Source organism: Shewanella frigidimarina NCIMB 400 (genome assembly GCF_000014705.1).
Classification (GTDB): domain Bacteria; phylum Pseudomonadota; class Gammaproteobacteria; order Enterobacterales; family Shewanellaceae; genus Shewanella; species Shewanella frigidimarina.
In genome coordinates this window covers 3,675,749-3,689,104 of record NC_008345.1, presented here as the reverse complement: position 1 = coordinate 3,689,104, position 13,356 = coordinate 3,675,749, and the positions used below count along the sequence as shown (strand labels likewise).

At 42.1% G+C, this 13,356-nt stretch carries 13 protein-coding genes; 5 read left to right on the top strand and 8 right to left on the bottom strand.

Annotation, left to right across the window (positions count from 1 at the left end; all coding sequences use genetic code 11):
• Positions 1-78 precede the first annotated feature (78 nt).
• The 6 genes from SFRI_RS15910 to lptD all read right to left on the bottom strand — a co-directional run bounded on the left by SFRI_RS15910 (position 79) and on the right by lptD (position 6,888).
• Entirely contained in the window at positions 79-897 is an 819-nt protein-coding gene (locus SFRI_RS15910) for a symmetrical bis(5'-nucleosyl)-tetraphosphatase (RefSeq protein WP_011638524.1), read from the bottom strand.
• A 3-nt stretch (positions 898-900) separates the two neighbouring features.
• Positions 901-1,281 (bottom strand): Co2+/Mg2+ efflux protein ApaG, encoded by a 381-nt coding sequence (apaG, locus tag SFRI_RS15905; protein ID WP_011638523.1) that lies wholly within the window; start codon positions 1,279-1,281, stop codon positions 901-903.
• 48 nt (positions 1,282-1,329) lie between these two features.
• Positions 1,330-2,136, bottom strand: a complete 807-nt coding sequence (gene rsmA / locus SFRI_RS15900) for a 16S rRNA (adenine(1518)-N(6)/adenine(1519)-N(6))-dimethyltransferase RsmA (RefSeq protein ID WP_011638522.1) — start codon at positions 2,134-2,136, stop codon at positions 1,330-1,332.
• Positions 2,137-2,145: 9 nt separating this feature from the next.
• Complete coding sequence (pdxA, locus tag SFRI_RS15895) at positions 2,146-3,129, bottom strand: 4-hydroxythreonine-4-phosphate dehydrogenase PdxA (protein WP_011638521.1); 984 nt, start codon at positions 3,127-3,129, stop codon at positions 2,146-2,148.
• Between the two features lie 9 nt (positions 3,130-3,138).
• Complete coding sequence (surA, locus tag SFRI_RS15890) at positions 3,139-4,443, bottom strand: peptidylprolyl isomerase SurA (protein ID WP_011638520.1); 1,305 nt, start codon at positions 4,441-4,443, stop codon at positions 3,139-3,141.
• 144 nt (positions 4,444-4,587) lie between these two features.
• Entirely contained in the window at positions 4,588-6,888 is a 2,301-nt protein-coding gene (gene lptD, locus SFRI_RS15885) for an LPS assembly protein LptD (protein ID WP_011638519.1), read from the bottom strand.
• 143 nt (positions 6,889-7,031) lie between these two features.
• On the opposite strand from lptD, the gene SFRI_RS15880 reads away from it, so the two are divergent.
• The 5 genes from SFRI_RS15880 to SFRI_RS21690 all read left to right on the top strand — a co-directional run bounded on the left by SFRI_RS15880 (position 7,032) and on the right by SFRI_RS21690 (position 11,028).
• Positions 7,032-8,060 carry an aminoglycoside phosphotransferase family protein gene (locus SFRI_RS15880; RefSeq protein ID WP_011638518.1) on the top strand — a complete coding sequence of 343 codons (1,029 nt, stop codon included), beginning with the start codon at positions 7,032-7,034 and terminating at the stop codon, positions 8,058-8,060.
• Positions 8,057-8,755, top strand: a complete 699-nt coding sequence (murU, locus tag SFRI_RS15875) for an N-acetylmuramate alpha-1-phosphate uridylyltransferase MurU (protein ID WP_011638517.1) — start codon at positions 8,057-8,059, stop codon at positions 8,753-8,755. The genes SFRI_RS15880 and murU overlap by 4 nt, the downstream gene beginning before the upstream one ends.
• Before the next feature lie 59 nt (positions 8,756-8,814).
• Positions 8,815-9,588, top strand: coding sequence for a co-chaperone DjlA (gene djlA, locus SFRI_RS15870; protein ID WP_011638516.1), 774 nt, complete (start codon positions 8,815-8,817; stop codon positions 9,586-9,588).
• A 46-nt stretch (positions 9,589-9,634) separates the two neighbouring features.
• Positions 9,635-10,588 (top strand): D-2-hydroxyacid dehydrogenase, encoded by a 954-nt coding sequence (locus tag SFRI_RS15865; protein ID WP_011638515.1) that lies wholly within the window; start codon positions 9,635-9,637, stop codon positions 10,586-10,588.
• A 272-nt stretch (positions 10,589-10,860) separates the two neighbouring features.
• On the top strand, positions 10,861-11,028 hold the full coding sequence (locus tag SFRI_RS21690) for a hypothetical protein (protein WP_167526097.1): 168 nt from the start codon (positions 10,861-10,863) through the stop codon (positions 11,026-11,028).
• 141 nt (positions 11,029-11,169) lie between these two features.
• Here the strand turns inward: SFRI_RS21690 and purT are convergent, their stop codons facing one another.
• Positions 11,170-12,360 (bottom strand): formate-dependent phosphoribosylglycinamide formyltransferase, encoded by a 1,191-nt coding sequence (gene purT / locus SFRI_RS15860; RefSeq protein WP_011638514.1) that lies wholly within the window; start codon positions 12,358-12,360, stop codon positions 11,170-11,172.
• A 325-nt stretch (positions 12,361-12,685) separates the two neighbouring features.
• Positions 12,686-13,321 (bottom strand): peroxiredoxin-like family protein, encoded by a 636-nt coding sequence (locus SFRI_RS15855; protein WP_011638513.1) that lies wholly within the window; start codon positions 13,319-13,321, stop codon positions 12,686-12,688.
• Positions 13,322-13,356: the final 35 nt, after the last annotated feature.

Here is a 13,356-nt window from a genome sequence, read left to right as displayed (position 1 = left end):
TTAAAGGGCGATTGTTTCTCAGGCAAGCGTAATAAATTCTACATTTAACTATCGGCTAAATGGTACTTTAGTTTAACGTTAAATTAACCTTTTTTGGGTAATTATTTCATTCTTTTCAAGATGCCATAATGTTAAATGCTCTCCCCAGCAGCAGCCTGTATCTAATGCGACAACGTGCGGATTACCTGTTTGGCCCATTAACGCCGCCCAATGACCGAATATAAGGGTGTTTTGCGGCGCTGTTTTTGATGCAAACTCAAACCATGGGCGTAACTCGGTAGAATGCTGTTCGCTAGGCGGTAATTTGCATTTAAAATCAAGACGACCATCAAGGTGTAAAAAACGCATACGTGTTAATGCATTGATACAATAACGTAGTCTGTCGATACCGTGCAACGATGGAGACCAGTGCTCAGCATCTTCTGTGTACATTTGGGCAATTAATGCGCTTAGATAATCATCTTGCTGTAATGCAAAACTGACCTGCTCAGCTTCATGTTCAAGGATTGCTATATCCCATTGTGGAGGCACACCAGCATGGGTCATGATGATATTGTGTTCAGGTAAGGTTCTGACTAAGGGTTGTTGGCGGAGCCAATTGACTAAATTATCAATATCAGGAGCGTTGAGTAATTCATCAAGATGATCTTGTGGATGGGGCCGCTTCAATTTCCCGTGCAGAGCCAAAAGATGTAAGTCATGATTGCCCAGTACCACTTTTGCTGAATCTTGTAACGACTGGAAGAAACGGAGTGTTGCTAACGATTCAGTACCTCTTGCCACAAGATCACCCACGGCCCAAAGTTGATCTTTGGATGGGTTAAAAGCCACTTTTTGTAACAATAGTTGTAACTCTGAATAGCACCCCTGAATATCACCGACAAAATAGTGTGCCATGACTTATTGGAATATCCCAGGAACAGCAAGACGAAAAGGCGGAATTGTTGCTACAAATCGCTCGCCTTTATGATTTTCCATACCATAAGATCCTTGCATAAAGCCCACTGGCGTTTCCATTACAGTGCCACTGGTATATTGGTAAGCCGTATTAGGTGCAATTGTGGGGGTTTCCCCTACAACACCGGGGCCTTTTACTTCATTCTGTTCGCCGTCAGCGTCAGTGATAATCCAATGACGGTCTTTAAGAGTCACCTTGTTATCACCCAGGTTGATGATGGTAATGGTATAGCTAAATAGGTATTTATTATCGGCGACATCTGATTGTTGTTCTAAGTATTGGGTGTCGACTTTAATTTTAATAGGCGATTCAACTTGGCTCATATTATGTCCTAAAGCAAAAGGGCATGCTCAATATGCATGCCCTTATAATTAATCTTTTTTGTCACACAGCATATTAGCCATTGCCACATATTGTGGGACACTAATTTGTTCTGGCCGCAGGCTCGCATCAATTTGCAGTTCTGCAAAGTCTTCATCTGACAGTAAGGTTTTTAAATTATTACGCAAAGTCTTACGGCGCATATTAAATGCTGTCGTGACTAGGTGTCTTAATACATCGACATTTTTACACGGCCAAGGTTTGACTTCAAAAGGCAATAATCTTATCACTGCAGAATCAACTTTTGGGGCAGGGGTAAAGCTTGTTGGTGGCACTTCTAATACTGGTACTACTTGGCAATAATATTGTGCCATCACCGTTAAACGGCCATAAGCTTTGGTACCAGGGCTTGCTGATAAGCGCAAAACAACTTCTTTTTGCAACATAAAATGCATCGTTTCTATTTGTTCTGCAAACTCAAACAAATGGAACATCAGCGGCGTTGAAATATTGTAAGGAAGGTTACCAAACACTTTCATTTTCTTGCCAGGCTGTTGCAACTGACCAAAATCAAACTGTAACGCATCACCTTGGTGAATGGTCAGTTTGTCTTTAAGTACTGGGTGATATTGTAAGCGTTTCACCAAGTCACGATCCAATTCAACAACGGTTAGGTTATCAATCATATCAGCAACAGGTTCAGTTAATGCACCTAAACCGGGTCCAATTTCAACCATTACATGATCATTATCAGGTGCAATAGCGCCGACTATGCTGCTAATTACGCCTTGATCAGTTAAGAAGTTTTGTCCAAAACGCTTTCTGGCCGTGTGGCCTAAATGTACTTTATTACTCATTAAAATGGGTTACTTACTTTTTGAGGCCAATTCGATGGCTTTGTTTAATGCACAGGTAAAACTGCCGCAATCCGCTTTACCACTGCCGGCCAATTCTAGCGCGGTGCCGTGATCGACTGAGGTGCGAATATAAGGTAAACCTAAGGTGATATTGACCGACTTGCCAAAACCTAATGATTTAAGCACAGGTAATCCTTGGTCATGATACATCGCTAATACTACGTCAGCTTGTTCAAGATACTTAGGTTGGAATAAGGTATCGGCTGGCAACGGGCCAACAATATCCATGCCTTGTTCTCGTAACTCGTTGAGCGCAGGTATGATGGTATCAATTTCTTCACGGCCTAAATGGCCGTCTTCTCCTGCATGTGGATTGAGTCCACACACATAAATTTTGGGTGAACCTAAACCAAATTTACTGACCAATTCCCGATGCAAAATGGTAATAATGTGATGCAGTCTGTCGCGGGTAATGGCTTTTGCAACGTAAGCTAATGGTATATGTGTGGTCATTAGCGCCACTTGTAACCCTGGGGCTGCAAGCATCATGACGACATCTGCACAATTGGCTTGTAGTGCAAAAAATTCGGTATGACCGCTAAACGGAATACCTGCTTGGTTAATAATGCCTTTATGCACAGGACCGGTAACAACCGCGTCGAATTCATTCGACATATTTTTTTCACCAGCGTAGCGCAAGGTTTCTACTACATAAGCGCTGTTAGCTTCATTCAGTACGCCACACTCAACTTCTTCTGCTAATGTAAAAGGAGCAATGGTTAATGTGCCTGCTGTTTGCGGCTTCGGTGGTTGCGATGGTTGATACGGCCTGAGTTGTAAAGGCAGTCCAAGCATTTTTGCTCGTGTCATGAGTAAATTGGGGTCGGCACAAACAACTAACTCAACAGGCCATGCCTGTTGAGCGAGTTTGATGACTAAGTCGGGACCAATACTAGCTGGTTCGCCGGGAGTGATGGCAATACGTTTAGTCATTAATTTTGCTTAGCCTCGTTTGCTTTCTGGCTCAACGATTTCGATATACGCTTCAGAGCGCATTTCGTCTAACCAGTTTTGTAACTCTTCATTAAACTTACGACGGAAGATTAATTGATGAGCACGGTTACTGTTAAATTGTTCAGTTGCATCTGTTTTGCGACGCGATTCAAGTTGGACAACATGCCAGCCATGAGTAGTTCGGAAAGGCTCACTGTATTGGCCTTCCTGAAGACTGGCTAGTGTTTGAGTAAATTCTGGCACATACATGCTTGGGTCTGCCCAACCTAACTCACCACCTTTAGCTGCAGAACCAGGATCCTCAGAGTACTGAGTGGCTAATTTAGCAAAATCAGCATCACCTGCACGAACTTGAGCTAAAAAGTTAGCCAACATCGCTTTAGCACGATCTTCCGATAATATCGGAGATGGCTTTAACAGGATATGGCGCGATTTTACTTCTTCAACTTCTTGGGTTTGTAAACCACGAGTGTCGACTACTTTAATAATATGGAAGCCTGAACCCGATTTAATCGGACCGATTATGTCACCTTTTTTGGCGTTACTGATAACTTCAGCAAACAAGGTTGGCATTTCGTTAATGTTCATAAAGTCCCAGATCCCGCCTTCTAGCGCTTTAGGACCTGATGAAGACGCAATAGCGGTGCTACGGAAGTCATCGCCATTGTTTAAACGTTTAAGCACGATTTCTGCACGGCGGCTAGCACCTTCAAGTTGTTCGCTCGTTGGGTTGCTTGGTACTTCAATTAGAATGTGACCAATTTGAAACTCAACATCTTTTAAGCCTTGTTCTTGAATCAATTTCACTAAACCACTAATTTCTTGTGGTGAAACCTGAATACGGCGTTGCACTTGAATGCGCTGAATTTCACCTAGGGTGACTTCTTGACGTAACTGTTCGCGATATTGACTGAAGCTCGTACCTTCGCTTTCAATAGTCTGCTGCATTTGCGCAACGGTTACTTTTTGTTCTTTAGCAATATTTTCAATCGTTTGGTCTAATTGTAAATCACCAATCTGCAGGCCGATACGTTCAGCCATTTGCATTTGCAAATGAGTTAAAATGAGACGTTCGATTACCTGAGTGCGCAAGGCATCATCAGATGGTAATGTTTGATTCGCTGCTTTAGCATTGGCTTTAACAGTTGAAACCATGTTGGTGATTTCACTCTCAAGAATAATGCCATCATTAATTTGTACTGATACGCGATCTAATGGCATTGGCGCAGCCATACTGGTGTTACTCATAGCTAACGCTAGTAATGCAAAAATTATTTTTTTACTGTGTTTCATCCACAAAATCCTTGGCACATTCGATTCAATATAAACTGGCAATACATCGCCAAAATAAGGTTACTACTTCATACTCAACAGCATGTTTGTTGTTATTGGACTATGAGTTTGTCGCTAGGTTCAGCAATCTATCACAAAAGAATGCTAATTCCTCAAGTAAAGTGGTTTACGGTAGTTAAATAAGCCTTCATTTAACATGTCGTCTACCCCTAACGGACCTGAACCTCCTAAACCTTTAATGACAAAGTTTAGGTAAACACCGCTTTCAAACTCTTCGCGTCCATCAATGCTTTCTGATAAATCATCGTCATAGTTGGTTTTGATACGATAATGATAACTTAAGCGCAATGCCCAGCAACATGACTCATATTGTACGCCTGTGTAAGTTTCAATATTACGAGATTCATTGAGATCGTAATAGTAGTTGCCGACAAAGTATAAGTTGTCACTAATAGGCCACGAGGTACGTACGCCGGCTTGGGAAATATCAACTTGGTCATTGGTGTTAGTATTTAATAAGTCGGGTACATATCGGTAGCTTAACTGCAATAATCGGTCGCTACTTGGACGATAATCTAAAGTGACTTCATTCTTTTTGTTTTCACCCGTTTCTGTGTCGTGTTGCACTGAACCGCTCACAAACCAATCGTTGTATAATTGGGCATCTAATTCAGCCGCTAATACCGATGTTGACTGGGCCGTTTCTTCGTACGTATCGTCAATACTGACTTTAGAGTCTTCTAAATACATGATTTGACCTACGCTAAACTTGAGTTTTTCGCGGTTAGTTTGATCAAATAAACGAGTAGTAAAACCTAAAGTAAATTGGTTGGCATCTGCAACACGGTCTAAGCCTGAATATTGGCGATCGCGGAACAAACCATAATAGTCTTCTTGCAATTGTGCGGTGTCATAAATACCAATATTGGATTGGTCTTCATAGCCGACATAAAGATATTGAATTTGAGGTTCCAGGGTTTGACGGTATTGTTCATCAAACAATTGGGTTGCTCGCTCAAAATTCACCTGGCCATGTAAACGCGCTTGCGGGATCGTACGGCTTATACTGTCGTTTAATGTTGAGTCTTCGTCTATATTTTGCTGCCAATACTGAGTTTGCAGTAATTTAACTTCACTGGTAAATGAACCTGCAGGCCCTTGTATCGGCCAAATTAAGCTTGGCACTAAATGTAAGCGGGTTGCGGTATTATATTCGTTATCTTGATGGCGGAAATTGGTCAGTTCTGAATTAAATTTAAAATCGATAGTGTTAAAAATGTCTGCAGAACGATAATTAAAGTTTAACTGTGGCATTACTTGATATGGTTTTTCATCTTCGCCAAGCACTTTAATATCTTGCACGCGCATGTTGAAGTCCCAGTCGCGTTCAAAATAACTGGCTTCACCGATCCGTGATAATTGGTTATCGGTTGATTGATTAACGTCAGAATTTAAATCGTTGAAATAATTGTTATCGGACACATCGGTATAGTCTGATCTCACTCGCCAGTTTTTGTTAACTGCGCCTTGATGGCTCCAGTGATACAAATAACGGTCAGCATTAGATGTTAGCTTACTATCGCTGCCTAAATATTCAACATTGAACTGACCATTTTGCTGTTCTCCAGCAAGATAGCGAAACTCTGTTTTGGTATATAGCCCACGCGAAGACATGAAGTCTGGTGTGAAAGTTAAGTCAAACTCTGGCGCGATATTCCAATAATACGGAGTACTAACTTCTACACCGTTAGTGGTGCTGGTACTAAAACTTGGGAATAAGAAACCAGTTTTACGCTTATCTGATACAGGTACAGTCATATACGGAATATATAACACTGGAATATTGGCAATACGCAGCTTGGCATTCCAAATTTCACCCCATTCTTCTTTGCTGTCAATTTTGATCATGTCAGCTTCGAGTAACCATGATTCGTCACCAGGAGGACAGGTAGTGAAGTTGGTTTTTGTTAGCAATAGATTATTGTCTGAAGTGATCTGTAGTTTTTCAGCATCGCCATGCACTTGTTGCCCATGTAGCCAATATTGAGCGCCTTTTAGGGTGGCGTTATTGGTGCTCATCTGGGCTTCTAAGGTATCTGCCGTAACGGTAAATAACTCATCTTTAAAGATAAGGTTACCGTCTGCATTTAAGCGTTGTTCTTTTTGATCTAATACAGCGTTATCAGCCGCAATATGACGAAGTCCTTGGCTGAAACTGACATCACCCGAAAACTCAGCTTGATTATTGTAAGCAACGCTGGAGTGATCACTAATGATAACAATTTGATCGTCTGATATGCCGGTTAATGCCTCACGGTCTTCGAATGAACGAGACACAGGAGGAGCAACAACGCATTGCAATGAAGGCGCTTCGGTCGTTGTTGGCTCATCAGCCAACACGATATTTGGGAGTAGGCTTAGTGCCAGAAAATAACGGATCTGCATTGTTGTCAATAATTTATGAATTCTGATTCCGGAAAGTTTTGGAGAGAAAAAGATACTCAGCTAGATGAAACATTCCATTCTTTAGCTGTTTCCAAATGTTATGCTGGCTATAATAAAGCAATTTTTCGTTAAGAGCCATTGAGATGATTTTATCTGACCCAAGATTTGTCGCGTTAAGTAACTGGTTATACCAATATTTCGGCGATAAAGTTGCCATTAACTTGATCTGCGGCGATGCCAGTTTTCGACGTTATTTTCGTCTTCATCATCAAGGCATTGATTATATCGTTTCAGATTCACCTATCGACTTAGTACCCATAGCACCATTCTTGGCAATGGCTAAAGCTTATCAACATGCAGGATTACTGGTACCCGAAGTGCTTGCAACCTGCAATGACTATGGTTTTGTTTTACAAACTGATGTGGGCGAATTACAGCTCTTGTCGGTGCTGAATAAAGACAATGTAACCGACTATTATAAGCAGGCATTAAACTTATTGCCGGTCATTGCTACGGTAACGGAAACCGACAATGGACCGTTAGCAGATTACGATGATACTTTCGTGGCAAGAGAATTAGCTATTTTTGTCGATTGGTTACTAAAAGAGCATTTAGATTACGTATTAACGGACAATGAGCAGCAAATGATTGCGACCACGTTTTCCGCCTTAACAGACAATGTACTCGCGCAACCGAAAGTGGGTATGCATCGTGACTACCATAGCCGTAATTTACTGATAAATGATCAAGCGCTAGCAGTGATAGATTTTCAAGATGCTGTGCATGGGCCGGTGACTTATGATGCGGTATCATTGCTGCGCGATTGTTACGTGCGTTGGCCGGACGATATCGTTAATCACTTAATGCGATATCATTATCAGCTTGCTATAGCTCATCAATTGATTGATGAAAATGTTGATTTTGCTACCTATACAAAGTGGTTTGATTTAATGGGGTTACAACGCCATATCAAAGCCGCGGGGATTTTCGCGCGGTTATATCATCGTGACGGTAAGCGCGGTTATCTGGCTGATATTCCATTAACCTTGCAATATGTCGCAGATATTGGGATTAAATACCCACAAATTGCCGATTTTAGTCTGTGGATCCACAAGGTGATTTTACCGTTAGTAAACCACAAAAATACTCATGAGGTGGTAAGCGAAGCATGAAAGCGATGATTCTGGCTGCAGGTCGTGGGGAGCGTTTGCGCCCGTTAACAGACTCCTTACCTAAACCATTAGTGAGTGTTGCAGGTAAACCTTTAATTGAATATCACTTAGAAAAACTCGCGTTAATTGGTGTGACTGAGGTCGTGATTAATCAAGCTTGGTTAGGGTATAAGTTACCTGAAATGCTAGGTGATGGTAGTCGATGGGGTTTGCAGATTAACTATAGCGAAGAAACCACAGCGTTAGAAACTGCTGGGGGGATCAAGCAAGCATTACCTTGGTTGGGGGACGAACCTTTTTTGGTTATCAATGGTGATATTTTTATCGATCACTTGCCCGACGTCACCTTGGCTTATCAGCGCGTTTACCAAGGTGAAGCACAAGCTTATTTGTGGTTAGTGGATAATCCAGAACATCATCAACAGGGTGATTTTGCTATTGATGCCCAAGGTAAATTAACCTTGAGCGATGAACAAAGGTTAACGTTTGCTGGACTGGGGATTTATCATCCTCAATTATTTAGTCAGTTGCCTGAAGGTAAACAGGCTTTGGGTCCTTTGCTTAAAGAATCCATTGGCCAGCAACAAATACAAGGTGAGCATTTTGATGCTTATTGGTGCGATGTCGGCACACTTGAGCGATTGGATAAATTACAGCGTCGCTTGGTCGATATAGAGACTCTGTTACCGCTTTAAGCTACGCCATCTGATGGTGGCTAGTTATGTATTAATTATTAACCGTAGTGGAAAACAACATGCGAATTTGGGGTAAAGTTTTTGGGTTTATCATTGGGTATATGTTCGGGCGGTTTTTTGGTGCGATTTTAGGATTATGGTTAGGCCATGCTTTTGACAGGCGCCAAGGACTAACCTCGATAATGCGCAAAGGCAGTGAACGTCAGGCGATGTTTTTTAATTCTACATTTGCCGTAATGGGCCATGTTGCTAAAGCGTCAGGGCGAGTGACTGAAACTGATATTCGTATTGCTACCATGTTAATGGATCAAATGAAGTTGTCTGGTCAGTCTCGTATCGATGCGCAAACGGCTTTTCGTCAAGGTCGCCAAGCAGATTTTGATTTGCTAAAGCAGCTAGAACTGTTTCGACAAGCCACTCAAGGGCGGGTTGAGCTAGCACAAATGTTCTTGGAAATCCAAATTCAAACAGCCTTGGCCGATGGTGAATTACATGCCAATGAAAAGCAAATATTGTCGGTTATTGCCACTAAGCTTGGCCTTGCTGCACAACTGGATGCTTTACTGGCGCGTTGGCAAGCTGAGTTTAGTCATCATCAGTCGCCACAAGGTAATAAAATGCCGCTTACTGATGCCTATGTGCTGCTAGGCGTGCAAGAATCTGCTAGCGATCAAGACGTAAAACGAACTTACCGCAAGTTGATGAATGAACATCATCCAGACAAACTTGTGGCTAAAGGCTTACCTGAAGAGATGATGGAATTAGCCAACACCAAAGCACAAGATATTCAAGCCGCTTATGAGCGCATTAAAACCTCTAGAGGAATGCGTTAGCGCAAGCCAATAACGTATTTTTGTAAGCAATGAAATGGGGCAGTAAATGAAAATAGTGGTATTAGATGGTTATACACTTAATCCGGGTGATTTGAGTTGGCAAGCGCTTGAGGCATTAGGCGAATGTGATATTTACGACCATACAACACTCGACCAAATCGTCAGTCGTTGCCAAGGTGCGCACATCGTACTGACCAATAAAACCCTATTGAGTGCCGCGACCTTAAAGCAACTGCCCGCATTAACCTATATTGGTGTTCTCGCCACTGGAACCAATGTGGTCGATGTTGATGCAGCAACAGCGCAGGGCATTGTTGTCACTAATATTCCTGCTTATGGCCCCGATGCCGTAGCACAAATGGTGTTTGCCCATATTTTACATCATAAGCAACAAGTTGCTTTACATGACCAAGCCGTAAAACAAGGACAATGGGTAACGCAACGAGATTTTTGTTTTACCTTATCACCCTTAACTTCATTAAAAGGCCTCACGCTGGGTGTTGTAGGTTATGGTGATATTGGCCAACAGGTTGCCAATTTAGGTGTCGCATTTGGCATGAAAGTGTTGATTACCAGTGCTAAACCTAAAACCAATTTACCTGATGCCATTCAATGGTGCGAACGTGACATCCTGCTGCAACAAGCCGATATTATTTCGCTGCATTGTCCGCTGATTGCTGCAACCAAATACATGATCAATAGCGACAGTTTACGCTTACTTAAACCGGGTTGTTTATTAGTGAATACCGCCCGTGGCGATTTGATTAATGAAAATGATCTCGCTCAATGGCTTAACAATGGTAACGGCTTTGCGGCAGTTGACGTGTTATCGACAGAGCCACCCAGTAGCAATAACCCACTACTGAGTGCAGCCAACATTACTATCACGCCGCATATTGCATGGGCGACATTACAAGCTAGACAAAATCTGCTTAATATTGCGGTTGAAAATGTACGCAAATTTCAACAAGGTAAAATGTTGAATCGAATTAACGACTAAAAACGAGCACTCATCACTCACTTTGAATGTGTTGAGTGTAAAACTTTAGTGTTCAGCATTGAGCCCTGAACGGGACCTGCACATGTCACTCTGAAAATTTTGTTTGATTTTGTCGATAAAGAACGTACAAGATTTGATAACGTGCTTCATGACACTCATGCGCTGCAATTTGAAATTGAATCAAATATTCATTTTATTGTGGATGGCTTGGGGCAAAATTCAGTGCTGCCGACATTATCAAGGGGCTAGAAACTCAAGCGTTTGATAAAGCGATGCTGTCGGGATTACATATTCGTCAGACTAAGTTGGCTCCGCAAACCATTGACGGTTATAAAGAGTTTGATAAATACTTAGACCATCAACGCGATGTGTTAGTTAACAATCTATACATGAAAATAGCTGTGTTGCGCAAATTGATTAACGCGGGTACGCTTGAGTAAGATCGTAAGCTTAAGGCGCTGTTTCGATTATTGATGTTAGTGCACTTTAATTTAGCGGATAAACCTCTACCTAAACCAATGCCTAAAGCAAAAAACTAAGCCGCAGATATTCCACGGCTTAGTTCATCATTAAGTTAGACGTTAAAACAGTACCTTGATATGGCTGGCAACGGTTTTTGCTTTTTCGACCGCTTGTTCTACCGAGTTATCGCGGGCTAACGCCACACCTAAGCGGCGGCGGCCATCAATGTCTGGCTTACCAAATAAGCGTAATTGGGTATCGGCTGGCGCTAAGGCGGCAGCCATACCCTGGTAACGGATATTGGTGGATGTGCCTTCGGCAAGAATAACCGCAGAAGCACTCGGACCATGCTGCACAATATTGCTTATTGGTAATCCTAAAATCGCACGTACATGCAAGGCAAACTCAGATAAATCCTGGCTGATTAAGGTCACTAAACCTGTATCATGTGGCCTTGGCGACACTTCAGAAAAATACACTTCATCACCACGAATAAATAGCTCAACACCAAAGAGTCCATATCCACCTAATGCCTCAACAACTCGTTGGCTCATGGCTTGTGCCTTGTGTAATACCTCAGCCGACATCGATTGGGGTTGCCACGATTCACGATAATCGCCATCTTCTTGTCTATGGCCAATTGGGTCGCAAAAGTGGATTCCATTTACGGCGCTAATCGTCAGTAAGGTAATTTCGTAATCAAATGGAATAAAAGCTTCAACAATTACTCGTCCTTTACCTGCACGACCACCTTCTTGGGCGTAAGCCCATGCTTGCTGGATGGTTTGTGTTGACTTAATCACACTCTGGCCTTTTCCAGACGAACTCATTACTGGCTTAACCACGCATGGAATACCAATGTCAGTAACGGCCTGTTCAAATTCAGCTAGGGTGTCACAGAAAAAGTACTTTGATGTTGGTATCGCTAAGGTTTCTGCCGCAAGTCGGCGTATACCTTCACGATCCATGGTGAGTTTGGCTGCGTTAGCTGTTGGCACCACATGTAAACCTTGCTGTTCTAGTTCCACTAACGTTTGGGTGGCAATAGCTTCAATTTCTGGAATGACTAAATCCGGCTTTTCAAGCTCGATAACTGCTTTTAATGCTTTTGCATCCAGCATGTTAATCACATGAAAACGATGGGCAATTTGCATTGCTGGGGCATTGGGGTAGCGATCAACTCCGATAACTTCAATTCCGTAACGTTGTAGCTCAATGGCAACTTCTTTGCCGAGTTCACCGCAACCTAATAGCATCGCCTTAATCGTGCCAGAAGTATTTGCTGTGCCAAATGTAGTAGCAATAGACATGGTAATTTACAGCCTCTGTGTAGGGATATTCTTATATGCCGAACAGTGTAGCGAGGTGAGGTATTAAAAATCCAATATAAAATGCACTAATTGGCTAAAAACGCCTGTATTTCGAGGTTTTTTGTGATGAAAGATTGTATTTAATTACGATAAGTCTAGATGTATCGGTGTGTAGAAGTGTGGTTGTTGAAAACACCAAGTGTGATTGGGTAAGTGTCATAACACTATAGTGTTGAATTAGAGGGTGCTGACTCAAAAGAGTAAGTTAAAAAAGCCAACATTATTGGATTAATGTTGGCTAGATTCTATTTGAATTTGGCGTTAACTAAGGTTTAACGAGTAACTCTGCAGCGGTTAAAATTAGCTCTGGCGCAGGGCGAACCTTGTAGTTTGGATTCACATATTGAAAATGAATTAAACCACTTTTATCTGCCAAATAGACAGCAGGCACGGGTAACACTAAACGTTTGTCACCCGCTGGGGTAGTAAACAGTTCATTGGTTACCGCTAAACTGGCAGTATATTTTTTAGTGATATCTGCACTGGTGTAATAGGCTAAACCAAATGCTTGCGATGCCGCCATTGAGGTGTCAGACAGCAATAAATAATCGAGTTCTTGTTTATTCATCGACGCGCGCATCTTTTCTGGCGTGTCAGGTGATATCCCCACTAATTGAAAACCCATCTCAATCAGCTTTGGTTCAATGGCTTTTAACTGACCCATTTGCGAATTACAAAATGGACACCAACCGCCACGGTAAAAGAAAAATATAGTCGGCTTTTGAGCCACAAGTTTACTGAGTTCAACCGCTTTACCATCAACATCTTGCAGGGTTATTGCTGGTATCTGGTGGCCATTGAGCAGTGGCATGACATTGTTCTCGTCACTGGCAATAGGCTTAGCCACACTAGCTAAACTGGTTAACGTAAGTGCGGTGGCAATAAGCAGAGTTTTTAACATGATAAGTCCTTATAGAGTAATGTCCCGACTAAAGT